Consider the following 25,354-nt stretch of genomic DNA (forward strand, 5'->3'; position numbering starts at 1 on the left):
CCGTGATCGGATGCTTACTCGTCGTGTTCCTGCGGGGGCAGGGCCGCGACCACCCTCACCTCTTGGTTTCTCTTCTTCTTACTCGTCGTGTTCCTGGGGCGGGAGCGCGGCGATGAACGGGTGGTCCTTGTCGATCTTGCCGAGCTTGGACGCACCGCCGGGCGAGCCGAGGTCGTTGAAGAAGTCGACGTTCGCGGTGTAGTAGTCCTTCCACTGCTCCGGGGTGTCGTCCTCGTAGTAGATCGCCTCTACCGGGCAGACCGGCTCGCATGCTCCGCAGTCGACGCACTCGTCGGGGTGGATGTACAGCATCCGGTTGCCCTCGTAGATGCAGTCGACGGGGCACTCCTCGACACAGGCGAGGTCCTTCAGGTCAACACACGGCTGCGCGATGACGTAGGTCACTGCTACTCCTCCTATGGCAGGCAAGCGCAGCGGGGATTCGGGGTGCTGCGATGCGGTGATGCTCGTGTCTCTAGTATCACGGTAGTCCTTCGTCCACTTTGCCAGGAGTCCGGATCGTGTCAGGCCTCGGCGCCCGTGATATCGGCCACCGTGTCGTCGTCCGGCACCGGATACCGGGCGGTCTGACCGATGTGATCGGCGTTCTGCAGGCCTGCGACCCCGACGGCCTGGCCGTCCGGCACGTGGACAGCACTGTGCATGAGATCCCGGCTGCGGACGTCACGGCGGCCAAAACGATCCCCGAGATGCCGCTCCGGCCGGTCGACGTCGACCAATTGTTCCTGACGACCGCCCTGGGCCGCCCGGCAGTCGAGCGGGCGTACATCGGCCACTGGTTGCTCCGGGCATCCTCGGGCTGGACGGGCCGGGGCAACTCACTTCTCCCTACGGGCAGCCCCGGAATGCCCGTCTCCGAAGTCCTCAGACAAGCGGAGGACTTCTACACCGAGCGAGGCCTTCCTCCACAGGCCCAGGTCCGCCTCGGCAGTCCGCAAGCCGAGGAGATTCAGACCTGCGGTTGGGTGGACGCCCGGCCGGGGCAGTCCGACGTACTGGTCATGCACACCACGCTCGACCACGTGAACGCCGAGCCTGGGTACGCCGTACAGCTGGCTGAGCAGCCGAATGCTCAGTGGTACGCGGCTGCTTTCGAAGGCCCGGTGCCGGAGGTAGCCCCGACGGTTCTCGAGGGAGCCGCTAAGGCAGTGTTCGCGTCGGTCACGCTCGATGGGCAAGTTGTGGCGGTCGGGCGCGGAGCTATGACGGGACACTGGCTCGGCGTGGACGCGATCCGGGTGTGCGCCGACTACCGCCGCCGAGGGCTCGGTACGGCGATCGTGCAAGGGCTGGCGCGCTGGGCGGGGCCGCACGGCGGGCGGCGTACTTATCTCGAGGTGCTGCTCGAGAACGCCGCCGCCATGGCGACGTACACGCAGCTCGGGTACCGCGAGGCGTACCGGTACCGCTATCTGACCAATCGGTGAGCCGCAGCGGCCCCGATGAGCGTCAGTACGACGAAACCCGCCAGCACAACCTCCAGCGCCCGGCTGGGGTCTGTAGCCAGCGCAGCGTAGGTAGAGCCGGCCAGCGCGACACCTAGCGCTCCAGAGAGCTGTGCGTTCGTCGCGACCACTCCGGACAGGTCAGCGGCATACTCCGAGGACAGGCGCGACGTGACTGCACCGATGAGAGTGTTGGCGCTGATACCAAGGCCCAGCCCGCCAATGCCCAGAAGAGCGAACAGGCGCGGACCAGTGTGTCCGCCCAGAAGCAGATAGGCCAGCACGGACACGTTGCCGGCGGTCAGAACCAGACAGCCGATCACTGGCATCAACCGCACGCCCCTGCGCAGCCTCGGCAGGATCGGTCCCGCCAGACCGAACGCAGCCACCCAGACAACCATGGCGAAGCCGGAGTACGCCGGACCCTTGTGCAGACCGCCCTGCAGGTAGAGGGCCAGTACGAAGAGCAAAGCGAAGTACGTGCCGCTGGTGCAGCCGTGGGCGAGCAGACCGGCGCGGACCGAGCGGTCGGCCAGTACCTGTCGGGCTACGAGCGGCCGGCCACCACGCGCCGCCGTACGACGTTCGCCGTACTCGAAGAGCGCTAGAGCGGGCAGGCTGAGCAGGAGGCACAGCCAGGACCACGTGGGCCAGCCGCGTTCGGAGCCGAGCAGGAGCGGGACGATGACGAGCAGAACCGTTGTGGACAAGGCAAGTACGCCGGTCAGGTCCAGGCGGTCGCGGCGTGCAACAGAATCGGCAGGCAGCAAGCGACGACCTGCCACGGCCAGAGCGATGCCGATGGGCACGTTGACCAGGAAGATCGGCCGCCAACCAGTGCCGAAGATGTCCGCGGCGATCAGCACACCACCAAGCAGCTGCCCGGCCACGGCGCCGCCGGACAGCGCGATCGAGAAGTAGCCGAGCGCCTTGAGCCGATCGCGGCCCTGGAAGTGCAGTTGGATGCCACTGAGCACCTGAGGCACCATGAGGGCCGCACCAGCGCCCTGGACGAAACGAGCAATCACCAGCGTGGTGATGCCGGGCGCGAGGCCGCACAGAGCAGATGCCGCGGTAAAGACGGCCAGGCCGAGCAGGAACGTACGCCGGTACCCGAGCGACGAGCCGAGACGCGCGCCGGTGATCAGCAGTACGGCGAACGCGACGACGTACCCGGAGACGACCAGGCCGACCGCACCCTCGGAGGCGTGCAGATCGGCGCCGATCGACGGGCCCGCGACGTTCGCGACCGCGGTGTCGATATTGGCCATGAACTGGCCGGTGAGCAGCACGGCGAGGATCGCGCCGCGGTTGACGGTTCGGGTCTCTGTGGTCAGCACGACAGTGGAACGGTGTGAAGCCCCTGTGATGTGAGTGGGGTTAGGCTCCCGTGCCATGGCGGATCACGTGGTGGAGCGTCCGGAGTACCCCGGGGACTTCGAGGGGACCGTGCACGTCGAGTACAAACCGCACCCGGACGACGGGGTGGCCGACCCGGGCGAGATCGTCTGGACCTGGGTGCCGTTCGAAGAGGACCACCACCGGGGCAAGGACCGGCCCGTGCTCGTCGTCGGCTCCGACGACGTCTACCTGCTGGCGCTGATCCTGACCAGCAAGGACCACGACCGCGACGCCGCCGACGAGGCGCGCTGGGGCCGGGTCTGGCTGGACATCGGCAGCGGATCCTGGGACAAGGAACACCGGCCCAGCGAGGTCCGGCTCGACCGGGTCCTACGCATCGAACCGCAGCAGGTACGCCGCGAAGGCGCCGTGATCGACGAACAACTGTTCAACCAAGTGGCCGCAGAGCTCCACAAACTACACAGAAGCTAGCTTGCCGGACGGGTGGGCGGCTTGACCCGGCCCGGCGGCGTCGTGGTGCCACCTGGCGGTGGTGTCGGGATGGTGCCGGGCTTCGGGCCGCAGCGGATGTCGTTGGCCGCGTTGTACTTCGTGGTGAACTGCTCGGTCTTGAGCCGCTGGCCGTTCTTCGCGAAGTACCGGTAGATGGTGATGTCGAAGCCCGGGGTCGGCGCCTGGGCCTCGCAGCCTGGAGCGGGGTTGTACTGGACGACCGGCTGCTTGAAGTTCGACTTCCCCGACTGCCCGGCGGTGATGTCCCAGACCTTGGTGCCCCAGATGATCACCCGGATGCTGCCCGAGTTCCCCGGGGTCGACGGCTTGAAGACCGTCTGCACCAGGACCCCGTGACCGGAGTCGTTCAGGAACTTCAGGTCGACGTTCGGCCACGCGACCGTCGCCTCGCGCCCGACCGGGTAGCGCGAGATGTAGACGCTGTGCGCCTTGTGCTCGAGGACCTTCAGCCCGGCGAAGAAGGCCGCGTTGAAGGTGGTGGTCGCCGACTGCGAGACGCCGCCGCCGAGGTCCTTCTCGAACTTCCCGCCGCTGATGATGTAGCCCTCGGTGAAGCCGTTCTCCTTGGTCCGCTCGCCGACGATCTTGTTCAGGCTGAACGTCTCGTTCGGCTTCAGCAGCGTCCCGTTGATCTTGCGCGCAGCCGTCCCGATGTTGGTGTTGCGGTACGGCGCGTGCGGGAACTGGGTCTGGAAATCGCCCATCTTCTGGGTGATCCCGAGCGCCGTCGCCTGCTCGGTGGTGAACGCCGCCTTGGTCGGCGTCAGCGGTACGGCCGCCCGTCGCTCGCCCGTCGGCTTCGGCAGGATCGCCAGGATCGCCGCGCCGACCTTGGCCCGGTCGACGACCATGCCGTCGACTGCCGGGATCACCTTCGGCCCGGCGCCGACGATCTGCACCGTCGCGTCCTTGGGCAGCGTCTCGAGAGTCTTGAACCGCTGCTGGAACAACGGCTCCAGCGACTTCGTCCGCAGGGCCGGGATGACCTGGCCCTCCTGGGCGGTCAGCGTCAGCGCCGGCGCGATCTCGGCCGGCTCCAGCTCGACCGACTTGGAGCCGACGGTCAGCCGGACCGGGCCGGACATGGCCGGCTCGGCGAAGTCCGTGAGCGCCTTCTTGATCGCGTCGCTCCCGGCCTTCGGCTGGGTCACGCCGACCGGAAGGTCCTTCGCGTTCCCGTCCGAGGGGTACGCCGCGACCACGGCCGCGGGCGCCTTCGCGGCGTCCAACTGCAGCCCGGGGGCGGGCTGGTGCGTGACCGGCGTGGTGCCCTTGAACGTGATCGTGCCCTCGGTGGCCGGCCGGTTCACCTGGGCGGAAAGCTTGTCGATCGCTGCCTTGAGCCTCGCGTCGTCCTTGTCGACGACAGGCTTGACCGCGTCCCCACCGGTGAGCGCGTGCCAGATCCGGGCCGGGGACAGGCTGCGGCCCGCTCCCGCGGCATCGACGGTGGCATCCACGTCGACCGTCAGCCCGGCGTCGGCCGGTGCCACGGTGAACTTCGACTCGCCGGCCTTCAGCGCGATCGGGGCCGCGATCCGGTCCTTGAGACCGGCGTCCAGCTTGGCCTTCGCGTCGTCCTTCGAGAGACCGCCGATCGGGATCCCGAGCACGGTCGTGTCACCGGGAATCTTGTCGCCGGCGAATGCGAACGCCGCCCCGTACCCCACGACGAGCACGCCGAGCCCCGCGGCGGCAATGATCCCCGCGAGCTGCTTTCTCCCCACCGGACGAAGTCCTCCTGCTCGAGCCGTGGTCAAGGCACAAGCGCACATCTTACGGGACGCGGAAGGGTCTTTTGACCGCCGGGGCAGCCCCTGGTTGCCCCGCGGTAACGCTCAGTTTCCCGGGAGATTCCGGTAGTGACTGGAGTGGTAGATCAGGGCGCTCGGGTCAGCCGGCTCGCCGGTGCCGAGGCTCAGCACCTCACCCACCACGATCGTGTGGTCGCCCCCGTCGTACGTCGCCCAGGTGCGGCACTCGAGCCAGGACAGCGAGTCGTCGACCACCGGGCATCCCGTCTTCGGGCCGGCCGTCGTACCGATGCCGTCGAACTGGCTGTACAGGTCCCGCCCGGACCGCGCGAACCGCTCCGCGATCTCCCGCTGCGCACCGGACAGCACCGACGCCGCCCAGTACCCGCAGTCGAGTACGGCGGCATGCATCCGCACGCCCTTGTCCACGCAGACGAGCACCAGCGGCGGGTCGAGCGACACCGAGGTGAACGCGTTCGCGGTCATCGCATGCGCGACGCCGTCCTGCAGCGTGCTCATGATCGTGATCCCCGACGCGAACCGCCCGAGCGCAGTACGGAACTCCGCAGGCGGGACGCTCCCACTGGGCTCGGATGAGGACACCACTGCAGGTTATGCCTGCCGGAAGGTTGATGCCTCAACCGAGCGTGTGGCAACGGTCACCTCACAGGTCGTCCGGCCAAATCGTCTAGAGGCCCGCGAACAGGTCGTGCTCCAGACCGTCGGCGTCCGGCGCGGGGGTGCCCTTGACCAGGCGGTACGGCTCGGAGCTCCAGATCTGGTTGCCGAGGTTGTTCGACAGGGCGAAGAACGGGCCGTCGACGGTGATCTGGGTGGCGTGCGCCTTCATCGCGTTCATCTTGCGGTCGACGAACTGCTCGCCGTCGACGATGCAGTCGATCAGCCGGTCGGGGGTGATCATCGGCGGCATCGGGCCGTCGGGGTCCAGCCCCTCGAACGTCGTGGTGTCGCCGGCCTCGCGGAGCAGCCGCAGCTGCGAACGCATCCGGGACTCGGCCATCGCCGTCCAGTAGATCTTCGGGATGTCCCAGGCCGGGCCGAGGTCCTCCCGGTACGACCGCGCGGCGGCGAGGTCCGCGGCGTATGTCGCGACGCGGTGGGCCTTGATGTGATCGGGATGGCCGTAGTTGCCCCACTGGTCGTAGGTCACCAGGACCTGCGGACGGAGCTCGCGGATCAGCGGGACCAGATCGTTCGCCGCGGTGACCAGGTCGGCCTGCCAGAAGCTGTCCTTGCGGGTCTCGTGCGGGACGTCGGCGTTGCCCTCGTCGTTGTAGATCATCCCGGTGTCGCGATATTTGCCCGCGCCGCCGAGGAAGCGGTGGTCGGTGACTCCGAGCTGGGCCATCGCGTTGGCGAGCTCACCGATCCGGTGCTCGCCGAGGGCGTCGTCCTGGTCGGAGGCCAGGTGGGCGAGCTCGGGGACGAGGACCTCACCCTCCTCACCGAGGGTGCAGGTGATCAGCGTGACGTGGGCGCCCTCAGCCACGTAGCGCGCCATCGTGGCACCGTTGTTGATGGTTTCGTCGTCCGGGTGGGCGTGCACCAGCATCAACCGGCGCTCAGCAAGCTCAACCATGCCGAAAGCCTACGTCGGCCCTCGGACAGTTCTGTCAGCCGAACCGGCGGACGAGCAGACAGCCCGCCTGGAAACGGGACTTCGCGCCGAGCCCGGCGATCAATGCGCTGATCTCGGCGCGCACCGTCCGCAACGACAGACCCAGGTCGCGGGCGATCGCGGCATCCTTCGCGCCGGTCGACATCATCCGGCCGATCGTGACCTGCCGGCTGGTCAGCTCCCTGACCGCCGCCGGGGTCCGCCGGTGCGACCCGAGCTCGTACACCTCGCACACGATCTCGGGCGCGAAGTCCTCTCTTCGCACCACCGGAACTGCCGGATACACCGACATACAAACTCCTCCCCAGAAGTCCTCAGGGCAGGATTCTCGTCGGCGAGTCGGACCACTCACCAGGTACAACCCATACAAACCACCCATACAGTTCCGCTGCGTGAGGTTTCGGTGGCGGACAGCGGTGTGACTTCTGCCACTCAGAGTCGGTCGCGCAAAGCCCGCACGAACGGGCGATCCGGCTCCAGCCAGTTCTTCTCGTCGAGCTCGGCGGGTCCGAACCAGCGCAGTTCCGCGTGCTCCCGCAGTACCGGATCTCCGGCGACGGCCGTGGCCAGATAGACGTGCAGCCGGTAGTCCGCCGAGATGTCCACGCCCGGGCCGAGCGAGTCGCCGACCTTGATCTCCAGATCGAGCTCCTCGCGGATCTCCCGCACCGCGGCCTGTTCGTCGGTCTCCCCCGGCTCGACCTTCCCGCCCGGGAACTCCCAGCCGCCGCCCACCCGGTACGCCGCCAGCACCAGACCGTCGCGGACGACGGCGACTCCAACAACTGTCTGCATTGTCGCGACTCTGCCAGAAACTGTCCGCCGAGTCCGACATGATGCCCGTATGCCGTTGCAGAACAGGGTTCTGCCCACCCAGGAGATCGTGGCCGAGTCAGGCCGCGGTCTGCTGATGGGCAACCGCGGCAGCCTGCACTCGACCGACCGCCGCCTGGGCACGACCCGCTGGCGGTCGAAGGCGTGGATCTGCTGCGTCCTTGACTGGAAGGGGATCCGGCGCGATCCGATGCCGCCGGGACGCTGGACGGCACTGTTCTTCTTCGACGAGGCCGTCGCTCTCGCCGCGGGACATCGCCCTTGTCATTACTGCCGCCGCAGGGATTTCCTGCTGTACGCCGGGGCGTGGGCGCGCGCCCGCGATCTCCCTGAGCGTCCGCGGGCGGCGGAAATGGACGCGGTACTGCACAGCGAACGGGTCGAATCGCGGACCCGACGGCAACGAACCACCACCCAGGACCTCGCCGGCCTGCCGGACGGGGCGATGGTGCGGTTCGACGGACGTCCGGCGCTGGTGCTCGGGCAGCAGGTGCTGCCGTGGTCCTGGGACGGGTACGGCGAGGCGCTGCGACCGCCCGGTCTGCATCAGGTGGAGACGCTTACTCCACCGGCGAATCTTCTTGTACTGAAGGCCGGATTCGCTCCATTACTCCACCCGTCGGCACGGTCGCAACTGAGGTAACCCTAACCGGAAACACGCCGTACCGATGGGTCTTCCGTTGGGCGCTTCGCGGGGGCAAAGTGTGCCCATACTGACAGCTACATAACCATCACTGGAGTAGGCATGGGTGAAGGCAACAACAGCGTTGCCGCGGTCGCTCGCGCGCTCGAAGGGCTACACGGTGCCGTCGGCAAACTGAGCCAGGAGTACGGTGACACCCTCGGCATTCGCCGCCTGGTGTCCGACGTGGCCCGGCTGAGCGACGATCTCGCAGAGCTCGGCCCGCCCGACCCCAGGCACAGGCCCGGACCCGTTCCGGAGGAACTCGAGGAGATTCCCGACGTGGAGTATGACGCGTCCATGTGGACAGACGCGGAGCATGAAGGCTTCGGCGCGCCTGACAGGCACGCTCCCTGATGGCCACCGGAGTAGACAGCCCCGGCCGCGCACAGATAGGCCTCAAGACCGCGAGATCGGATCGATGGTGGCTCGCGCCGTTACGGATCGGCGTGATCCTGCTGTTCTTCGTCGTCTACGCGACGATCCGGATCTTCATGAACAAGTGGTACTGGGTCGATGAGTTCCACTACCTGACACCGCTGTACTCGCCCTGTGTCACCAGCAGCTGTGTCGAAGGCTCCAGCCACCTCGGCACCTGGTTCGGCGACTTCCCGCGGTTCGTGCCGTTCAGCCTGATCACGTTCGTGATCCTGGCCGGCTTCCGCGGCACCTGCTACTACTACCGCAAGGCGGGCTACCGGTCGCTGTTCTTCGCGCCGGCCGCGTGTGCGGTGCCTGAGCCGCACAAGACCTACACCGGTGAGCGCAAGTTCCCGCTGGTGGCGCTGAACCTGCACCGCTACTTCTTCTACGGCGCGCTGGTCTTCGGCCTGCTCAACGTCTACGACGGCGTTCAGGCCTTCCACGGCAAGGACGGCGGTTTCGGTATCGGCCTCGGCACCGTGATCATCTGGGTCAACCTGGTCTGCCTGTGGCTGTACACGCTGTCCTGCCACGCCTGCCGGCACATCGTCGGCGGCCGCCTGAAGAACTTCTCCAAGCACCCGCTGCGCTACCGGTACTGGACCTTCGTGTCCAAGCTGAACCCGAAGCACGGCACGTTCGCGATGACGTCGCTGTTCACCGTGATCCTGACCGACTTCTACATCATGGCCCTCGCGGCCGGATGGTTCTCCGACCTGCGCATCATCAACTGACCGGGATTTCTGGATATGACTGAGCTGGAACGACACTCCTACGACGTCGTCGTGATCGGGGCCGGCGGCGCCGGCCTGCGCGCGGCGATCGAGGCCCGTGAGCAGGGCAAGAAGACCGCGATCATCTGCAAGTCGCTGTTCGGCAAGGCGCACACGGTGATGGCCGAGGGCGGTTGCGCGGCCGCGATGGGCAACGCGAACTCCAACGACAACTGGCAGGTCCACTACCGCGACACGATGCGCGGCGGGAAGTTCCTGAACAACTGGCGGATGGCCGAGCTGCACGCGCAGGAGGCTCCCGACCGGGTCTGGGAGCTGGAGACGTACGGCGCGCTGTTCGACCGCACGCCCGACGGCCGGATCAGCCAGCGCAACTTCGGCGGCCACACCTACCCGCGGCTCGCGCACGTCGGCGACCGCACCGGCCTGGAACTGATCCGCACCCTGCAGCAGAAGATCGTCTCGCTGCAGCAGGAGGACTTCGAGGCCACCGGCGACTACGAGGCCAACCTCAAGGTGTACGCCGAGTGCACGATCACCGAGCTGATGAAGGACGGCGACGCGATCTCCGGCGCCTTCGGGTACTGGCGTGAGTCCGGCCGGTTCATCCTGTTCGACGCACCGGCGGTCGTGCTGGCGACCGGCGGGGTCGGCAAGTCCTTCAAGGTCACCTCGAACTCCTGGGAGTACACCGGTGACGGGCACGCGCTGGCCATGCGGGCCGGCGCGACGCTGATCAACATGGAGTTCATCCAGTTCCACCCGACCGGCATGGTCTGGCCGCCGTCGGTGAAGGGGATCCTGGTCACGGAGTCGGTCCGCGGCGACGGCGGCGTACTGAAGAACTCCGAGGGCAAGCGGTTCATGTTCGACTACGTGCCGGACGTGTTCCGGGCGCAGTACGCGGACAACGAAGAAGAGGCCGACCGCTGGTACAAGGACGCCGACAACAACCGGCGCCCACCGGAGCTGCTGCCGCGGGACGAGGTCGCGCGCGCGATCAACTCCGAGGTGAAGGCAGGCCGGGGTACGCCGCACGGCGGCGTGTTCCTGGACGTTTCGACCCGGCTGCCGGCCGAGGAGATCACTCGGCGGCTGCCGTCGATGCACCACCAGTTCAAGGAGCTGGCGGACGTCGACATCACCAAGGAGCCGATGGAGGTCGGTCCGACCTGCCACTACGTGATGGGCGGCGTCGAGGTCGACCCGGACACCGCGTCGTCGACGGTCCCCGGTCTGTTCGCGGCCGGTGAGGTTGCCGGCGGCATGCACGGGTCGAACCGGCTCGGCGGCAACTCGCTGTCCGACCTGCTCGTCTTCGGACGGCGCGCCGGCATGGGCGCCGCGACGTACGTCGACGGTCTGCAGGAGCGGCCGAAGATCGACGAGGCCGATGTGGACTCGGCCGCGACCGAGGCGCTGGCGCCGTTCGAGCTCGAGGGCGGCGAGAACCCGTACTCGATCCACCAGGACCTGCAGCAGTCGATGAACGACCTGGTCGGCATCATCCGCAAGGAAGAGGAGATGGAGCGTGCGCTCGGCCGGCTGGCCGAGTTCCGCGGCCGGATCGCGAAGATGACGGTGGAGGGTCACCGGCAGTTCAACCCCGGCTGGCACCTGGCGCTCGACCTGCGGAACATGCTGACCGTGTCCGAGTGCGTGGCCGGTGCGGCGCTGCTGCGGCAGGAGTCGCGCGGCGGTCACACCCGCGACGACTTCCCGGAGATGTCGCCGGAGTGGCGCAAGAAGCTGCTGGTCTGCAAGCTCGACGCCGAGGGCCACGTGAACGTGACCGAGGAGCAGCAGATCCCGATGCGCGAGGACCTGCTCGAGCTGTTCGAGGTCGACGAACTGAAGAAGTACCTGACGGATGAGGAGCTGCCGGCCAAATGAGTTACAAGGGCAAATTCCGCGTCTGGCGCGGGGACTCCGAGGGCGGCGAGCTCAAGGACTACGAGGTCGAGGTGAACGAGGGCGAGGTCGTCCTCGACGTCATCCACCGGCTGCAGGCGACGCAGACGCCGGACATGGCGGTCCGGTGGAACTGCAAGGCCGGCAAGTGCGGCTCCTGCAGCGCCGAGATCAACGGCATGCCGAAGCTGATGTGCATGTGCCGGATGAACACGTTCGAAGAGGACGAGGTCGTCACGGTCACGCCGATGCGGACGTTCCCGGTGATCCGGGACCTGGTCACCGACGTCTCGTTCAACTACCAGAAGGCCCGCGAGGTTCCGGCCTTCAAGCCGCCGGCGGACCTGAAGCCGGGTGAGTACCGGATGCAGCAGGTGGACGTGGAGCGCTCGCAGGAGTTCCGCAAGTGCATCGAGTGCTTCCTGTGCCAGGACACCTGCCACGTGATCCGGGACCACGAGGAGAACAAGGAGTCGTTCTCCGGTCCCCGGTTCCTGATGCGCGTCGCCGAGCTGGACATGCACCCGCTCGACGCCGCCGATCGGCAGAACGCGGCCCAGGACCAGCACGGGCTGGGCTTCTGCAACATCACCAAGTGCTGCACCGAGGTCTGCCCCGAACACATCAAGATCACCGACAACGCGCTGATCCCGATGAAGGAGCGCGTCGCCGACCGCAAGTACGACCCGATCGTCTGGCTCGGCAACAAGATCCGCCGCCGCCCGGCCTGACGCAGACCCATCCCGCCGCACCCGGCGGCACCGCAGTACCCGAGCCCCTGGCCCCACCCGGAGCCAGGGGCTCACCCCTTGCCCGGCCCCATCTGCCTGGTTCACCCATCCCGTGGTGGGTTCCCCGCCCGTAACCAGGGCCGGGAACCCACCATCGGATGGGTGAACCCATGAACGCGCATGGCGGGGTGGGCCGAGGGCGGGACACGGGGTGGTCACGCGCGTGGGGGACGTGGCCGGGGTGGGTCACTCGCGTGGGTGAGTCGGTTGGGGTGGGGCAGCACCTATCGTTCCGGACATGGACGTTGTGGTTGCGGGGTTGTTCAGCCTGGGTGTGTTCCTGGTGATCTTCGTGCCGGTCGCGCAGCGGTTGCTGGGTGTGCGGTTCGGGGTGGTGCGGATGGTGCTGGCCGCCGCGATCACGCTGAGTCTGTTCAGCCCGATCGCCAACGCGCTGGTGGGCAAACCGCCGTACACCGGGTCGAACGGCGTGGCGATCGCGTTCCTGGTGCTGACGACGCTGTTCTCGATGCTGGCCGGGCTCGTGTTCCTGGTCCTGGCCGAAGCGCTGGTGCCGACCGGGTCGTTGCCTCGGGCCCGCGATCTGCGCCGGGATCTGAGCGGCCGGATCGCCCGCACCCGGCGGTACCTGCAGATCCTCCGGATCGCGATCAAGCACGGCCTCGGACCGTACCTCCGCGGCCGCCGGCGCCCCGGCCGGGAGAACGCTGCCGGGCAGGCCGACCTGGCTCGCTCGCTGCGGCTCGCGCTCGACGAGGCCGGTGTCACGTTCGTGAAGCTCGGCCAGGTGCTGTCCACCCGCAGCGACATCATCCCCAGCGCGGTCGCCACCGAGCTCAGCAGGCTTCAGGACCAGGTCTCCCCCGGTCCCTGGGCGGAGATCGAGCAGGTCCTCACCGAGGAGCTCGGCGCCCCACCCCGTCAGGTGTACGCCGACTTCGACAGCGAACCGCTCGCCGCCGCGTCCGTCGCGCAGGTCTACACCGCCCGCCTACCTGACGGCCCGCGCGTTGTGGTCAAGGTCCAGCGCCCCGGTATCGCCGGCATCGTCGACCGGGACCTCGACATCGTCCGCCGCCTCGCCCGCCTGCTCGAGCGGAACACCGATTGGGGCCGCTCGATGGGCGTTCGCGCTCTCGCCGACGGGTTCGCCGACGCGATGCGCGAGGAGCTCGACTTCACCGTCGAGGCCGGCAACATGACCACGGTCGCCGCCGGCCGTTCCGTTGCTTCCAGCAACGACCTCGTCGTACCGCAGCTGTACCCGGACCAGTCGACCCGCCGCGTCCTCACGATGGAGCGCCTGGACGGAATCGGTCTCGGCAATGCGCGGCAGGCGATCGCCGACCGGGGCCTCGATCCTGTCCGCCTCGGCCGTTCGCTCTTCGACTGCCTGCTCGGGCAGGTGGCGATCGACGGCGTCTTCCACGCCGACCCGCACCCCGGCAACTTCCTGCTGCTCGTCGACGGCCGGATCGGCATGCTCGACCTCGGCTCGGTCGGCCGCCTCGACCCCGCCACCCGCGACGCCTTACAGCGCTTCCTGCTGGCGATCGACCACGGCGATCCGGTGTCCGCGACCGATGCCTTGCTCGAGATCGTCTACCTCCCCGACGTCATCGACGAACGCGCTCTCGAGCGGGCTGTCGGCCAGTTCATGACCCGGCACCTCGCGGCCGGGGTCTCGCTCGGGCCGGCCATGTTCAACGACCTGTTCAAGATCATCACGTCGCACGATCTCGGCGTGCCGCCTGAGGTTGCCGCGGTGTTCCGTGCGCTGGCGACGATCGAGGGGACGATCTCGCGTATCTCCCCCGGGTTCGATCTGGTCGCCGCGTCGCGTCAGTTTGCCGCGGCCCACGTCACGGATCGCCTTGCCCCGGAGGCGTTACGCCGTACGGCGACCGAGGAATTGGCGACGCTGTTGCCGATGTTGCGGCGGCTGCCGCGGCGGATCGACCGGATCGCGGCCGCCGCGGAGAGCGGACGGCTCGGCGTCAACGTCAGACTCCTCGCCGACGACCGCGACCGCCGGCACATCACCGGCCTGCTTCACCAAGCCCTGCTGGCGATCCTCGGCGCGACCGCGGGTCTGATGGCCGTGCTGCTGCTCGGTACGCCGGGCGGCCCGCAGGTCACGGCGTCCATGACGCTCTACCAACTGATCGGCTACAACCTGCTGGTGATCTGCGCGGTCCTCGTGCTTCGCGTCCTGGTGCTGATCTTCCGCCTGCCACGCCACTTGACTTAAACCTAACTTGAACTTCGACCATATCCTTCATGCCCTCCACCACTGAGTCCCGCCCCAGGCTGTTCACCGGACAACACCTGCCCTTGGTGCTCGGCGTGATCGGGCTGGTCACGCTCGGCGCGTTCGAGAACCGCGCGGTCGGTACGGCGCTGCCGACGATGGTTCGCGAGTTCGACGCCCTCGGCAGCTTCGGTCTCGCGAACGCCGCGCCGAACGCGAGCTACCTGATCTCGCTCGCGATCGCCGGCCTCTGGTCCGACCGCCGTGGACCGATCCCGACCCTGCGCGCCGGCGCGATCTCGTTCGCGCTCGCCCAGATCCTCGTCGGGACCGCGACCGCGATGCCGATGGTCGTGGCAGGCCGTCTGCTCAGCGGCCTGGCCGAAGGGCTGCTCGACGTGTCGCTGGTCGTGCTCGTGGCCCGCGCGCTTCCCGCCGTACTGCGGCCGCGCATGTTCTCGCTGTTCGCCGCGATGTGGATCCTTCCGTCCGTACTCGGACCTGTGCTGACCGGTGTGGTCACCGAGCAGTTCGGCTGGCGCTGGGTCTTCCTCGGCGCGATCGTCCTGCTCGTCCCGAGCTGGCTGCTCCTCGGCCCGGCGATGCGCCAGTCGGCGACCGCAGAGGCGCCTGAACGGACTGCCGAAGACGTCGCCGAGCTCGAGGCGTGGCGAGCCGCGCTCCCCTGGGCCCTGGCCGCCTCCGTCGCCCTCTTCTCGATGACCCTGGCCGGTGACCACCTGGAGGCCCATCCGATCATCAGCGGTACGGCGGTTGTCGTGGCGCTCGCCGTCCTCGCACGAGCTGCTGTACGCGTGATGCCCGCGGGCATGTTCGTCGCCCGACGCGGATTCCCGGCCGTGGTCGCCGTACGCGCACTGGGAGGGGCTGCATTCGCCGTCTCCGGTGCATACCTCCCGCTGTTGCTGACGCTGCAGCACCACTTCAGCCCGTCCAAGGCCGGCGTGACGTTGTCGATCACCGGAGTGTGCTGGGCGTTCGGTTCGTGGCTGCAGGGCCGCGAGCACGGGATCGAGCGAGTCACCGTACTGCGGACCGGACTGGCCTTCATGGCAATCGGACTGCTGGTCACGTCATTGCTCGCGTGGACGAACGGGACGACCTGGATCGGCCTGATCGGCTGGGGCTTCGCAGGCATCGGCATGGGCCTCAGCTCGTCCAGCCTGTCCGTCCTCACGCTGGACCTGTCCGACCACAGCAACTCAGGCCGCAACAGCAGCGCCGGCCAGATGGCCGCGACGATGAGCATCGCGACCGGACTGGCCATCAGCGGGACGCTGCTGGCCTTCAACTCCGACAACCCACGCCCGTGGGTCTTCGGCTCGATCGTCACCGCTGGCGGCGTACTGGCGCTGCTCGGCTTCCTGGCTGCACCGCGATGCCGGCGAGCCTGAGCGCCGGGAGTCCAGCGGTTACAGCGCGGGCATGGCGGCAGGGCTAGAGTGAGCGCATGGCTGAGCTTCTGACCGACGACCAGATCGATCTCGCGATCCGCGACCACCTGCCGCAGTGGAAGGTCGTGGACAAGGAACTGGTCCGCGAGGTCAAGGCGCCGGCCTTCCTGGACGGCATCCGGCTGGTGGCGACCGTTGCCCAGCTGGCCGAGTCGATGAACCACCACCCGGACATCGACATCCGCTACACCACGATCACGTTCCGGGTCACCACCCACGACGCCGGCGGCATCACCGACGACGACCTGGTCCTGGCCCGCCACATCGACACCGCCGCCGGCTGACTTGTTCCCGTCATGACGCTTGTCCGCCAGGACAAGTGCTGGTCCGGCATGCCCGGAAACGCCTTGAATCTAAGGCATGACCGCCCTAGGTACTGCTCTCACCGTCCTGCTTGCACTCGTCCCGTCCCAGGCGGACCCCGGCTGGTTCTGGAACGCTCCGCACTGCGACACCGTGTACGGCGACGGCTCGGTGACCATCACCGAGTCCGACGGCGAGACCCTCGCGCCGACAACCGGCAAGCTGCGCGCCGTCACGTACGCCAAGGTCGCGGCCCTCGAAGAGCCGAACACACTGATCACCATCGGCAAGCAGTCCATCCAGCGCTCCAGCGACGCCGGCTGCAGCTGGCAGTTGCTCGACAAGGCGCCTGACGACCTCAGCACGTACGACGTCCAGCCCGGGCCGGGCGACTCGGCGTACATCTACAGCGTCAACGACCAGCCGATCCATCGCGTGCACGGGTCGAAGGTCAGCACAGTGCTCGGACCGGTCGACGGCGGCGGGCTGGCCGCGCTGGACGCACGGCCTGGTCGGCTGCGCGTCGTTGCCGGCGACGGACAGTTGTACGACTCGTCGGACGACGGCGTGACGTGGCGGCGCACCGGCGTACTGCCTGCTCACGATCTCTTCGTGTACGACGCTGTCGTGGACCCGCGGAACCCGGATCACATCGTCATCGGCGTGATGTCGGACGGTGTCTACGTCACGTCCGACGGCGGGCGCAGCTGGACCCGGTCGCGGCCCGTCGAGCGGGTGAACGCGTTCAGTCTGACGATCTCGCCGGCCGATCCGTCGAAGGTCTGGATGGAGGGGTACGACCGGGACCGGGCGACGCGGTTCATCTGGGAGTCGACCGACGGCGGACTGAAGTTCCGCGAGGTTCTGGACCAGAGCCGGGCCGACCTGATCAACGGCAACAAGATGTGGGCGTCACCGGTCGACCCGGACCTCATCTACTTCAGCTACGGCACGTCCTTCGCCAACTTCGGCGCCGACCTGTACCGCTTCCGCCCCTCCACCGGCGACCTCACCAAACACCACAACCGCAACGACGGCATCCCGTCCCTGGCCTTCAACCCCTCCGACCCGAAGATCCTCTATCTGGGGCTCGCCGAGGAGCGTTGAACGTGCAGCTCGACAGGACGTATATGTCCACTGCCGGCTCTCTCCCGCCTGAGCACGCCTGGAAACCGCGCGGATCTCCGGACACCTCCTGTCGAGCTTGCACACCAGGTCAGCTCTGGCGGAGTCCGACCAGCACGCCTTCCGTGTCCCGGAGGTAGCAGAGGCGACCGATGCCCGGCAGCTCCTGGATCTCACCGACCTGGTCTCCACCCGCCCTAGCGGCATCAGCAAGCGTCGCCTCGAGGTCGTCGACCTCGATCCAGACGATCGTCGGCTGCGACTGGTACCGGCTGCTCATGATCGCGCCGTCGATCCCCTCCCCCGGCCCTGTTTCCGCGAGCAGGTATCCCTCCGGCACGGGCGCCGGTGTCACCTGCCAGCCGAACACCTTGCTGTAGAACTCCGCGGCCCGATTGTGGTCCTCGGCAACGATCTCGACATGCACAATGCGTCCCATGTGTCCGATCGTCACGCATCCGGGCCGGGCTCGTCTTGGACGGATCTTCCGTGCATCAACGCGGCGATGCCGTTCTGTACGGCGAGGAACGACGTCGCGCTGACGCCGGTGTACCGCTTGAAGTCGCGTGCGGCGTGGGCCTGGTCGTAGTACCCGTGCAACGCCGACAAGGTCGCGGCCGCATCCGCCGGACCGCCGAGCAGCCCGCCGACGAAGTGGTAGTAGCGGATGATCTCGGCGTACTGCTTCGGCCCGATCCCGACGTTCTTCCGGAACACCCGATACAAGGTGCTGTACGACGTCCCGCACCGGCGTACGACGTCGGCGACAGCAACCTGGCCGCGCAGTTCGTCGATCGCCCGCACGGCCTCGGCGACGATCGGCGGAGCGGCTGTGGTCGTCGTACGCGCCGCGAGAAAGCCCGCCAACCGGTCCGCCCGTGCCTGACCGAATGGCTCCAACCGCAACTCCGCCGCCAACCCAGACGCCGTCTCCGGCCCCACCCAGTCCGCCAACTGCCGGACCTCATCAATCAGAGCAGGCAAGCCAAGTGACGCCAGCCCCCACGGCGTGAACTCCACACCCGCGTAACTCGACACTCCAAGCTGGCTGATCACCTGCGGCCGAGTCATCACCCCGAACACCGCCGCCCCGTTCACCCACTCCGCCCCACTCACCGGGTCATGCCGAGTCCCCGCATCCCCCAACGCAACCGCAAGCCCCGGCCGGCCGTTCGGAATCAGAATCTCCTGCCGCACTTCCGGCAACGCCTCGGAGTCAACCAACCACACATGGTCGATCACCTCCCGCAGTTGTGCCCCCGGCAAGAACCGCTCATAAGCCATGCCCCACCGTCTCGCACCGACGAACCCCACACGAAATCACGCACCCGCAACGCCTGCCCGAGCCTCCCTTTTCTTCCTTCCTTTGTTCACGACGCGAATCGTAAGTCTCTGGCTCGTTTACATCGGTTACCGTTGAGAAGTGACGACTGCCGAGGAGTACCGCCTGCTGGGTTTCGACGATGCCGACCGGGAGGCCGCCGAGGCGTTCACACCGGATGCGGCGGTGGTGAAGGACCTGGCCGACCAGATCCGGGCCGCGATCGGGAAGCTCGGGAGTGAGCCGGAGTTCCGGATGCCGGAGGACGCGCGGAACTCGGTCCAGGCGTACCTGGACACCGTGCCGGACATCCGCGCGTACCACTCCAGCCGCGGCATCCCCGACGACATCAGCTGGGCCTCGCTGGCCGACCTCGGACAGCAGCTCAAGGTCAGCCGCCGCACCCACGGCGAGTACAGCCTCGAGACGCACTGGTGGTTGACGAACTTCTGGGTCGGCAACCTCTACTCGCTGGGACGGCTGCAGTACATGCTGTTCCAGGTCACGGAGGACCAGCCGGTCCCGGGCACCGAGACCGGCGAATGGATCATCGGCGTACACATCCCCGAGACCGGCCCGCTGACCCCGGAGCTGGTCGACGACAGCTTCCAGCAGGCCCGTGAGTTCTTCCCGCGGCACTTCCCGGAGTACCCGGTGAAGACTGCGAACCTGTGGTCCTGGTTGATCGACCCGTACCTGCTCGACAACCTGCCCCAGGACTCCAACATGGTGAAGTTCGGCCGCCGCTTCACGCCGTACGGGACGCCGAACGACAGCCAGGACAGCGCGATCTTCTTCACGTTCCGCACCCACGGCACCGACCACCTGGACGAGCTCCCGCAGGACACCCGCCTGCAGCGCCTGGTAGTCGGCCGCATCAAGGACGGCGGCACCTGGCAGAGCGGCTACGGCTACCTGAAGTTATGACGGCCGGTTCTGGTTGCTCGGTACGCCGTACTTCGCCAGCCAGCTCGCCAGCTCCATGTTGGACACGCACCGTACGTCGGGCTGCGTACACGTCTGTTTGACGAAGTCCGTCAAGGCATCCGAGTACACGCTGTTGTTCCAGCGGTTGAAGTGGTTGCCGAGGAACAGCGGCGGGTTGCCGCTCGCCCGGGACTTCGCCAGCGCCTGCTGGTACGTCGCGAGCACCTGCGCCTTCAGCGCGGGCGCCTGGGCGAGCGGAGCCTTGCGCGCCTGGGTCTGCGCGAACCACAGGTTGTAGTCCATCGTCAGCGTCTTCTTGCTGGTACCGGCCAGGGTCACTGACTCAAGCGGGAAGTCCCACAGACCATTCTGCTTCTTCGGCCAGCTGATGTAGCCCGGCGCGGACGCGTCGTACAGCATGCCGCGCTGCACCATGGCCTGCCGGTACGCAGGCCGGTTGCCCTCGAGGCAGGGCGTCCGCATGCCCTTGACGGTGGACGGGTCGAACGGCGGTACGACGGCCTTGCCTGCGGCCAGCGTAGGCCCGGTCCGCACCATCCGGTCGAACGCGCTCAGCTCGGCGGTCCACTGGGCGGTGGTCCAGCGGCCGATGCCGTTCTTGCCGCAGAAGTGACCGTTCGCGTGGGTGCCGATCTCATGGCCCTCGGCGATCGCCTCCCGCAGTACCTTCGTGCGTCCGAGCACGTTGGCCGTGTCGCCCCAGCCGATGTCGGAGGCGCCGGGCTGGTGGTACGGCGGCTTGTAGTCGGTGCGGTGATCGCCCGGGTACAGGTACGGGCCGGAGAGGAAGAACGTCATCCGCGCGTTGACCTGCTTCGCTACCGCGCGCCAGCGAGCCCAGAGGGCTAGATCGCCGGCTCCGTCGAAGGAGACCACGACGAAGAGCGGTGGTTTGCCGTTCGGCAGGCGGGCTGGGAACGACCGCAAGACCGGTGCCGCAGCCGGCAGAGTGCCGCCGCTCGGCTTCACCGTGGGCGCCGGAGTCGGCGTCGAAGTGGCTGTCGGCGTGGGCTTAGCAGTCGGCTTGGGCCGCGGCTTGTGCGAGGGCGAGGTAGTCGCCGACGGAGCACCTTCCAGCGGTACGTCGGCACACCCGGCCAGGACCGCCGCGACAACAACCGCGGCGCCCGCGAGGTTAACCCCAGGCCTCACCACGGCTCTACTGACGCACGAAAGCCCGTCGAGGTTGCTCCGGGACACGCGCCCGGCCGGAAACCGGGGTGGGGATCGTTAAGCGCTCGTGATCTTCGCCGCGCGGCGCTTCACCGCGATCCGGCGGGACGTCTCGACGAGCAGACCGATCGTCGCGGCCAGGCCGAGGCTGAACGCGAGCCCCTTCAACTGGTCGTGCGCGAACGCGTCGCCGCCGAGGTAGCCGAGCAGCGCGACGTACGTGTAGGCGATCGTCACGCCGAAGAACGTGAACACGATGAACTTCTTGAACGAGTACCGGGTCGCGCCCGCGGTCAGCGTGGCGACCATCCGCGCGCCGGGGATGTAGCGGACCGTCATCAGGATCAGCCCGCCGCGCGCGTGCAGCGCGCCCGAGACCCGGTCGTACATCTGCTGGCGACGCTCCTGGCGCTTCATCCAGCGGTGCAACGCCGGGCCGGAACCACGGCCCATGAAGTAGCAGGTGGACTCGCCGATGACGGAGCCGACCATCGCGACCGCGATGACGAGCATCAGGTTCTGGTGGCCGGCGGCCGCGGCCATGCCCGCGGTGATGACCATGCCCTCGCTCGGAACCACCGGGAAGACGGCGTCGACAGCGGCGGCCACGAACAGGATGAGCAGCAGCCAGTGCGAGGCCATCGCAAAGCTGAGCAGGTGCCGCGCGACCTCTAGCAACTCCGTCACCCGGCCAAGGATGCCATCCGCCACCAAGATCGCCGCAATCCCACGGGTGTGATTCAGGTGCGGTTCATCCGATGTTCAGGGCTCGCGGCTGGCTGTGGTCAGAGCTGTACCGGCAGTTCGCGGATCGCGTTCATCAGCAGGCCGGGCGTGCGGACCGGGTCCCGCTCCGGCTCGGCCAGGCGGAGGTCGGGGAAGCGCTCGAACAGCATGCCGAGCGCGATCCGGCCCTCCAACCGGGCCAGCGGCGCGCCGAGGCAGTGGTGGATCCCGTGCCCGAAAGCGAGGTGCGCTGAGTCCGGCCGGGTGATGTCCAGCTCGTCCGGCCGCTCGACCTTCCGCGGGTCGCGGTTCGCGGGCAGCAGTGCGAACACGATCACCTCACCGGCCTCGATCCGGCTCCCGGCGATGTCGATCGGCGCCTGGGCGATGTACGGGATCGCGGCCTGCAGGGGGCCGTCGTACCTGAGCAGTTCCTCGATCGCCGCCGGCAGCCGGTCCGGCTCGGCCTTCAATAGCTCGAGCTGGTCAGGATGGCGGAGCAGGGCGTGTACGCCGTTCGTGATCAGGCTGACCGTGGTCTCGTGGCCGGCCGCGAGCAGCAGGAAGATCATCGAGGTCAGCTCGTCCTCGCTCAGCCGGTCGCCGCCGTCGCGGGCCGCGATCAGGCCGGACAGCAGATCGTCGGTCGGCGCCTGCTGCTTCTGGACGATCAGCTCGTGGACGAAGTCGAGCATCAGCGTGGTCGCCTCGACGTACTCGTCGGCGGTGTGCATACTCGCGTTCACGAACACCGACGACCATTGGCGGAAGTCCTCGCGGCGGACCGGCGGGATGCCGATCAGCTCGCAGATCACCGTGATCGGCAGCGGGTAGCTGTACGCGTTCACGAGGTCGACGCGATCCCCCGCGACGGCCATCTCGTCGAGCAGGCCGGTCGCGATCTCACGGATCCGCGGCTCCAGCGCGTCGATCCGGCGGCGGGTGAACGCAGCCGTGACCAGCTTGCGCAGCCGGGTGTGGTCCGGCGGGTTCGCCCCGAGCATGTGTCGCTCGGTGCGGTTGATCAGGTCGTCCATCACCGTGTCGCGGTGCGGCCCGTCGAGCGGCGAGCGCACCACGTCCGGATGCGCGAGCAGTTCGCGCGTCTCGGCGTACCCGGTGATCAGGCAGACCGGGACGCCGGTGAACAGCATGAGCCGCTGCACGGGTCCTTCGGCCGCTAGATCCTCGAATCCCCAGTGCCGGGCGATCCCGCTGGTCTCCGTGAACGGCTGCCTCATGCCCGCCAGCCTACGTTCGGCTCAGGACACTAGGTGCTCAGCGAGTTCCGTGCGGGAGTGGATGCCCAGCTTCGTGTAGACCTTGCGCAGGTGGTACTCGACGGTTTTCGGGCTCAGGAAGAGCCTGGCCGCGGCCTCTCGGATGCTGTGCCCGTCTGCGAGCAGTACCGCGATCTGCCGCTCCTGCGGAGTCAGCTCGTCCGCCGTGCTCGGCACACGACGACGTGCGGTCTCACCGGTCGCCTTGAGCTCCGCAGCGGCCTGGTCGGCCCACCCGAGTGCACCGAGCCCGTCAAAACCCTCCACCGCGAGCCGGAGCTGCGTACGCGCGTCGACACGCCGTCGTACTCGCCGCAGCCACGCGCCGTACGCAAGACGTGTCCTAGCGAGCTCAAAGGCGTCGAGCGTCACCTCATGCTGGCTGAGCGCCAGCAGGAAGTCGTCCTCGCTGTCACCGGCCGCACCACGCGCCCGCGCTGCCCGCGCCAACGACCACGGCTGTCCCTTGGCCTCAGCCAGAGCTGAGTGCTCGTCAGCCACCCGCTTCGCATCCTCAACCCGCCCCAACCGCAGATAGACCTCAACCAGCTCCGGCGCCGGCGACAGGTCCGGGTCCTTCAACCCATACTCGGCCAGTACGTCGACCAGCCGCTCGTACTGCGGCAGTGCCGCCGCCGGATCACCACGCCCCAACTCCAGGTCGCCCAGAGCAAACAGGGACCACAGCGTGCCGAGGTGGATCTCTTGCTCGGCACAGATCCGCAGGCACTCCGTAGCCAGCTCCTGGCACTCCGCTCTGCCCTCGTGCGACCACAGCCACGCCAGTCCGGCCAGGTTCATCGCCAGTTCGGTCGTCTGCCCGGTCTCACGCGACAACCGGATCCCCTCGTCGTACGACGTCTCCGCATCGGCCCAGCGATCTGTTGTCGCATCGTCGCGCGCCAGCACGAACAGGAGTCCAGGCAGTGTCCCGAGAGCGACCTGCTCCCGCCGTTCGAGCATCGCTTGCTGCAGCATCGCCCGGCCGGTGCCGGTCTCTCGCAGGAACAATGCGGCCAGCACCATCCAGACCTGGCGGCGACGGTCGCGGTCCAGCTCGTCCGACGGCTCCAGGCTGATCGCCGCACGGATCTGGTCCATTCCGCCGTCCCCGGCGAGTACCTTCGCCACACCGCTCGCCAGCATGCCCATGATCCTTGGACCAGGCCGCTCGAGCGCCGGCCGGAGGCGATCCAGCTCGTGCGCGACCTCTAGACCAGCCGCGGCGTCACACAGCCGAAAGCACGCCGCGACAGCATCAGCGAGCAGCCCGGTAGCGACCTCCGGATCCGTACACTCCGCGGCCGCAGCCACGAGGATGTCGCGAGCCCGGCGCGGCGAGCCACACTTCACTTCGATGTCGCCGCGAATCTCCTGCGCCCGGAGCTTCACCGGCAGCGGCGGCTGCAGCATCAACGCGTCAGCGAGCAAGGCGCCTGCCCGCTCCGCAAGTCCGGCCGACCACGCCGCCTCCCCAGCAGCCACCAACCTGAGTGCGCGGTCCTGCAGCCTCTGACTCAGTCGCCCAGCACGTTCGTACGCCGTCGCAGCGACCGCGTGCGCCCCGCGAGCCGCGGCGTGTTCGGCCGCAACGACCAGTCCGGCCGCCACCTCATCGTCAGCGCCCAGAACTGCCTCGGACAGGTGCCAAGCACGCCGGTCCTCGTCCGGTGTGGTGCCGGCGACCGCGCGATGCGCAGTACGTCGCTCTGCTGGATCAGCACTCGTGTAGATGGCGGAGCGGACCAGCGGATGCCGCCAGACGACCTCACCGTCGCGGATCGCAACCAGCCCGGCCGCTTCGGCCTCCTCGAGAACCGCCACGTCAACGCCCAGCTCTGCGCAGGCGCGTGCGACGGCTCCGAGTTCACAGTCGTCGATCGCCGAGACCAGCAGCGCGGTCCGAGCGTCCGGGCTGAGTCGGTTTGCCCTGCTGACAAAGGCTTCTGCGAGCATCGTCGGCACCGGGAGAGGCACGCCGGGCGGCGTACGGTGCAAGCGGTCCGGGTCGTCTGCCAGCTCGAGCAGGGCCAGCGGGTTACCTGCCACGGTTTGGTAGAGCTGCTCGACCAGATCACCCGGCAGGTGTTGCACAAGCTGTTGCGCGGCCTCGAGCGTGATCCCGTCCAGCTGCAGCCTCGGGAGATCAGCCTCTAGCGGATGCGGTTCGTGAGCACGGGCTGCGATCAGCATGACGATTGGATCGGCGACCAGGCGCCGTGCGGCGAACAGCAAGGCTTCTGCGGACGGACGGTCGAGCAGATGTGCGTCGTCGATGATCAGCGCGAGCGGGGCGTCTTCGGCGTACCGGCAGATCAGGCTGAGGGTTGCGGCACCGACAGCGAACCGGTCCGCCGGGGTACCAGTGTCAGGCCTCAACGCCAGCGCGGATGCGAGTGCTGACTGCTGTGGACCGGGGATGCGGTCGAGGCTGGACAGGGCTGGTCGTAGTAGTTGGAGCAGAGCTGCGAAAGGCACTTCACGTTCGGCTTCGGCGCCGCGAGCGCGCAGGATGCGCAGTCCGCCGGCCATGGCAGCAGCTTCGTCCAGCAGGCTGGTTTTGCCGATGCCGGGCTCGCCGGTGACGAGCAGCACCCCAGCGGCTCCGACCCGCGCCCCCGCGACCAGTTGCTCGACCACCCGGCGCTCCGCCTCCCGCCCGATGAGCATGTCTCGCAGTGT

General features: G+C 68.0%; 25 protein-coding genes. 12 read left to right on the top strand and 13 right to left on the bottom strand.

Features of this window, described 5'->3' with window-relative positions:
- Positions 1–78: 78 nt before the first annotated feature.
- Positions 79–405: a ferredoxin gene (gene fdxA / locus EV645_RS04895; protein WP_012923087.1), complete on the bottom strand. Its 327-nt coding sequence runs from the start codon at positions 403–405 to the stop codon at positions 79–81.
- A gap of 116 nt (positions 406–521) precedes the next feature.
- Between fdxA and EV645_RS04900 the strand changes: the two genes are divergently transcribed.
- Entirely contained in the window at positions 522–1,448 is a 927-nt protein-coding gene (locus EV645_RS04900; protein ID WP_242000216.1) for a GNAT family N-acetyltransferase, read from the top strand.
- On the opposite strand, the gene EV645_RS04905 is transcribed toward EV645_RS04900, so the two are convergent.
- A complete protein-coding gene (locus tag EV645_RS04905; RefSeq protein ID WP_242000217.1) occupies positions 1,430–2,806 on the bottom strand; it encodes an MFS transporter in 1,377 nt (458 codons plus the stop codon). The genes EV645_RS04900 and EV645_RS04905 overlap by 19 nt on opposite strands.
- 55 nt (positions 2,807–2,861) lie before the next feature.
- Here EV645_RS04905 and EV645_RS04910 point away from each other — a divergent pair, with 55 nt between their 5' ends.
- A complete protein-coding gene (locus EV645_RS04910; RefSeq protein WP_130440161.1) occupies positions 2,862–3,299 on the top strand; it encodes a type II toxin-antitoxin system PemK/MazF family toxin in 438 nt (145 codons plus the stop codon).
- Here the strand turns inward: EV645_RS04910 and EV645_RS04915 are convergent.
- From EV645_RS04915 to EV645_RS04935, 5 genes are all read right to left on the bottom strand, one after another.
- Complete coding sequence (locus EV645_RS04915; RefSeq protein WP_130440163.1) at positions 3,296–5,068, bottom strand: VanW family protein; 1,773 nt, start codon at positions 5,066–5,068, stop codon at positions 3,296–3,298. The genes EV645_RS04910 and EV645_RS04915 overlap by 4 nt on opposite strands.
- 111 nt (positions 5,069–5,179) lie before the next feature.
- Positions 5,180–5,698, bottom strand: a complete 519-nt coding sequence (locus EV645_RS04920) for a flavin reductase family protein (RefSeq protein ID WP_242000218.1) — start codon at positions 5,696–5,698, stop codon at positions 5,180–5,182.
- Positions 5,699–5,783: 85 nt separating this feature from the next.
- A complete protein-coding gene (gene mshB / locus EV645_RS04925) occupies positions 5,784–6,695 on the bottom strand; it encodes an N-acetyl-1-D-myo-inositol-2-amino-2-deoxy-alpha-D-glucopyranoside deacetylase (RefSeq protein ID WP_130440165.1) in 912 nt (303 codons plus the stop codon).
- Between the two features lie 34 nt (positions 6,696–6,729).
- Positions 6,730–7,026: a LuxR C-terminal-related transcriptional regulator gene (locus tag EV645_RS04930; RefSeq protein ID WP_242000219.1), complete on the bottom strand. Its 297-nt coding sequence runs from the start codon at positions 7,024–7,026 to the stop codon at positions 6,730–6,732.
- A gap of 140 nt (positions 7,027–7,166) precedes the next feature.
- Complete coding sequence (locus EV645_RS04935) at positions 7,167–7,529, bottom strand: (deoxy)nucleoside triphosphate pyrophosphohydrolase (RefSeq protein ID WP_130440169.1); 363 nt, start codon at positions 7,527–7,529, stop codon at positions 7,167–7,169.
- Positions 7,530–7,578: 49 nt separating this feature from the next.
- Here EV645_RS04935 and EV645_RS04940 point away from each other — a divergent pair, with 49 nt between their 5' ends.
- From EV645_RS04940 to EV645_RS04980, 9 genes are all read left to right on the top strand, one after another.
- On the top strand, positions 7,579–8,211 hold the full coding sequence (locus EV645_RS04940) for a hypothetical protein (RefSeq protein ID WP_130440171.1): 633 nt from the start codon (positions 7,579–7,581) through the stop codon (positions 8,209–8,211).
- 102 nt (positions 8,212–8,313) lie between these two features.
- Positions 8,314–8,607 (top strand): hypothetical protein, encoded by a 294-nt coding sequence (locus EV645_RS04945; RefSeq protein WP_130440173.1) that lies wholly within the window; start codon positions 8,314–8,316, stop codon positions 8,605–8,607.
- Positions 8,607–9,407, top strand: coding sequence for a hypothetical protein (locus EV645_RS04950; RefSeq protein WP_130440175.1), 801 nt, complete (start codon positions 8,607–8,609; stop codon positions 9,405–9,407). Before EV645_RS04945 ends, EV645_RS04950 begins: the two co-directional genes overlap by 1 nt.
- 15 nt (positions 9,408–9,422) lie before the next feature.
- A complete protein-coding gene (locus EV645_RS04955; RefSeq protein ID WP_130440177.1) occupies positions 9,423–11,300 on the top strand; it encodes a fumarate reductase/succinate dehydrogenase flavoprotein subunit in 1,878 nt (625 codons plus the stop codon).
- Complete coding sequence (locus EV645_RS04960) at positions 11,297–12,049, top strand: succinate dehydrogenase/fumarate reductase iron-sulfur subunit (RefSeq protein WP_130440179.1); 753 nt, start codon at positions 11,297–11,299, stop codon at positions 12,047–12,049. Before EV645_RS04955 ends, EV645_RS04960 begins: the two co-directional genes overlap by 4 nt.
- Positions 12,050–12,347: 298 nt before the next feature.
- Entirely contained in the window at positions 12,348–14,321 is a 1,974-nt protein-coding gene (locus EV645_RS04965; protein ID WP_130440181.1) for an ABC1 kinase family protein, read from the top strand.
- Positions 14,322–14,350: 29 nt separating this feature from the next.
- A complete protein-coding gene (locus tag EV645_RS04970; RefSeq protein ID WP_130440183.1) occupies positions 14,351–15,736 on the top strand; it encodes an MFS transporter in 1,386 nt (461 codons plus the stop codon).
- 56 nt (positions 15,737–15,792) lie between these two features.
- On the top strand, positions 15,793–16,080 hold the full coding sequence (locus tag EV645_RS04975) for a 4a-hydroxytetrahydrobiopterin dehydratase (RefSeq protein WP_130440185.1): 288 nt from the start codon (positions 15,793–15,795) through the stop codon (positions 16,078–16,080).
- Between the two features lie 76 nt (positions 16,081–16,156).
- Complete coding sequence (locus tag EV645_RS04980) at positions 16,157–17,206, top strand: WD40/YVTN/BNR-like repeat-containing protein (RefSeq protein WP_130440187.1); 1,050 nt, start codon at positions 16,157–16,159, stop codon at positions 17,204–17,206.
- Positions 17,207–17,315: 109 nt separating this feature from the next.
- Here EV645_RS04980 and EV645_RS04985 read toward each other — a convergent pair whose 3' ends face one another.
- Both EV645_RS04985 and EV645_RS04990 read right to left on the bottom strand, forming a co-directional pair.
- On the bottom strand, positions 17,316–17,663 hold the full coding sequence (locus tag EV645_RS04985) for a VOC family protein (RefSeq protein ID WP_130440189.1): 348 nt from the start codon (positions 17,661–17,663) through the stop codon (positions 17,316–17,318).
- A gap of 11 nt (positions 17,664–17,674) precedes the next feature.
- Positions 17,675–18,508 carry a helix-turn-helix domain-containing protein gene (locus tag EV645_RS04990; RefSeq protein ID WP_130440191.1) on the bottom strand — a complete coding sequence of 278 codons (834 nt, stop codon included), beginning with the start codon at positions 18,506–18,508 and terminating at the stop codon, positions 17,675–17,677.
- 139 nt (positions 18,509–18,647) lie between these two features.
- Between EV645_RS04990 and EV645_RS04995 the strand changes: the two genes are divergently transcribed.
- Positions 18,648–19,472, top strand: coding sequence for an acyltransferase domain-containing protein (locus EV645_RS04995; RefSeq protein WP_130440193.1), 825 nt, complete (start codon positions 18,648–18,650; stop codon positions 19,470–19,472).
- Here EV645_RS04995 and EV645_RS05000 read toward each other — a convergent pair.
- The 4 genes from EV645_RS05000 to EV645_RS05015 all read right to left on the bottom strand — a co-directional run bounded on the left by EV645_RS05000 (position 19,467) and on the right by EV645_RS05015 (position 25,342).
- A complete protein-coding gene (locus tag EV645_RS05000; RefSeq protein WP_130440195.1) occupies positions 19,467–20,645 on the bottom strand; it encodes a polysaccharide deacetylase family protein in 1,179 nt (392 codons plus the stop codon). The two genes, EV645_RS04995 and EV645_RS05000, sit on opposite strands and share 6 nt — an antisense overlap.
- Before the next feature lie 78 nt (positions 20,646–20,723).
- Positions 20,724–21,353 carry a DedA family protein gene (locus EV645_RS05005; protein WP_130440197.1) on the bottom strand — a complete coding sequence of 210 codons (630 nt, stop codon included), beginning with the start codon at positions 21,351–21,353 and terminating at the stop codon, positions 20,724–20,726.
- Positions 21,354–21,451: 98 nt separating this feature from the next.
- Positions 21,452–22,633: a cytochrome P450 family protein gene (locus tag EV645_RS05010; protein WP_130440199.1), complete on the bottom strand. Its 1,182-nt coding sequence runs from the start codon at positions 22,631–22,633 to the stop codon at positions 21,452–21,454.
- A gap of 21 nt (positions 22,634–22,654) precedes the next feature.
- Entirely contained in the window at positions 22,655–25,342 is a 2,688-nt protein-coding gene (locus EV645_RS05015) for a helix-turn-helix transcriptional regulator (RefSeq protein ID WP_130440201.1), read from the bottom strand.
- Positions 25,343–25,354: the final 12 nt, after the last annotated feature.

Source organism: Kribbella rubisoli (assembly GCF_004217145.1).
GTDB lineage: Bacteria > Actinomycetota > Actinomycetes > Propionibacteriales > Kribbellaceae > Kribbella > Kribbella rubisoli.

Excerpts from the sequence above, each read along its gene's own strand:
- EV645_RS04910 (WP_130440161.1), top strand. The coding sequence starts at position 2,862 with ATGGCGGATCACGTGGTGGAGCGTCCGGAGTACCCCGGGGACTTCGAG.
- mshB (WP_130440165.1), bottom strand. The coding sequence starts at position 6,695 with ATGGTTGAGCTTGCTGAGCGCCGGTTGATGCTGGTGCACGCCCACCCG.
- EV645_RS04930 (WP_242000219.1), bottom strand. The coding sequence starts at position 7,026 with ATGTCGGTGTATCCGGCAGTTCCGGTGGTGCGAAGAGAGGACTTCGCG.
- EV645_RS04935 (WP_130440169.1), bottom strand. The coding sequence starts at position 7,529 with ATGCAGACAGTTGTTGGAGTCGCCGTCGTCCGCGACGGTCTGGTGCTG.
- EV645_RS04940 (WP_130440171.1), top strand. The coding sequence starts at position 7,579 with ATGCCGTTGCAGAACAGGGTTCTGCCCACCCAGGAGATCGTGGCCGAG.
- EV645_RS04945 (WP_130440173.1), top strand. The coding sequence starts at position 8,314 with ATGGGTGAAGGCAACAACAGCGTTGCCGCGGTCGCTCGCGCGCTCGAA.
- EV645_RS04950 (WP_130440175.1), top strand. The coding sequence starts at position 8,607 with ATGGCCACCGGAGTAGACAGCCCCGGCCGCGCACAGATAGGCCTCAAG.
- EV645_RS04955 (WP_130440177.1), top strand. The coding sequence starts at position 9,423 with ATGACTGAGCTGGAACGACACTCCTACGACGTCGTCGTGATCGGGGCC.
- EV645_RS04960 (WP_130440179.1), top strand. The coding sequence starts at position 11,297 with ATGAGTTACAAGGGCAAATTCCGCGTCTGGCGCGGGGACTCCGAGGGC.
- EV645_RS04965 (WP_130440181.1), top strand. The coding sequence starts at position 12,348 with ATGGACGTTGTGGTTGCGGGGTTGTTCAGCCTGGGTGTGTTCCTGGTG.
- EV645_RS04970 (WP_130440183.1), top strand. The coding sequence starts at position 14,351 with ATGCCCTCCACCACTGAGTCCCGCCCCAGGCTGTTCACCGGACAACAC.
- EV645_RS04975 (WP_130440185.1), top strand. The coding sequence starts at position 15,793 with ATGGCTGAGCTTCTGACCGACGACCAGATCGATCTCGCGATCCGCGAC.
- EV645_RS04980 (WP_130440187.1), top strand. The coding sequence starts at position 16,157 with ATGACCGCCCTAGGTACTGCTCTCACCGTCCTGCTTGCACTCGTCCCG.
- EV645_RS04985 (WP_130440189.1), bottom strand. The coding sequence starts at position 17,663 with ATGGGACGCATTGTGCATGTCGAGATCGTTGCCGAGGACCACAATCGG.
- EV645_RS04990 (WP_130440191.1), bottom strand. The coding sequence starts at position 18,508 with ATGGCTTATGAGCGGTTCTTGCCGGGGGCACAACTGCGGGAGGTGATC.
- EV645_RS05010 (WP_130440199.1), bottom strand. The coding sequence starts at position 22,633 with ATGAGGCAGCCGTTCACGGAGACCAGCGGGATCGCCCGGCACTGGGGA.
- EV645_RS05015 (WP_130440201.1), bottom strand. The coding sequence starts at position 25,342 with ATGCTCATCGGGCGGGAGGCGGAGCGCCGGGTGGTCGAGCAACTGGTC.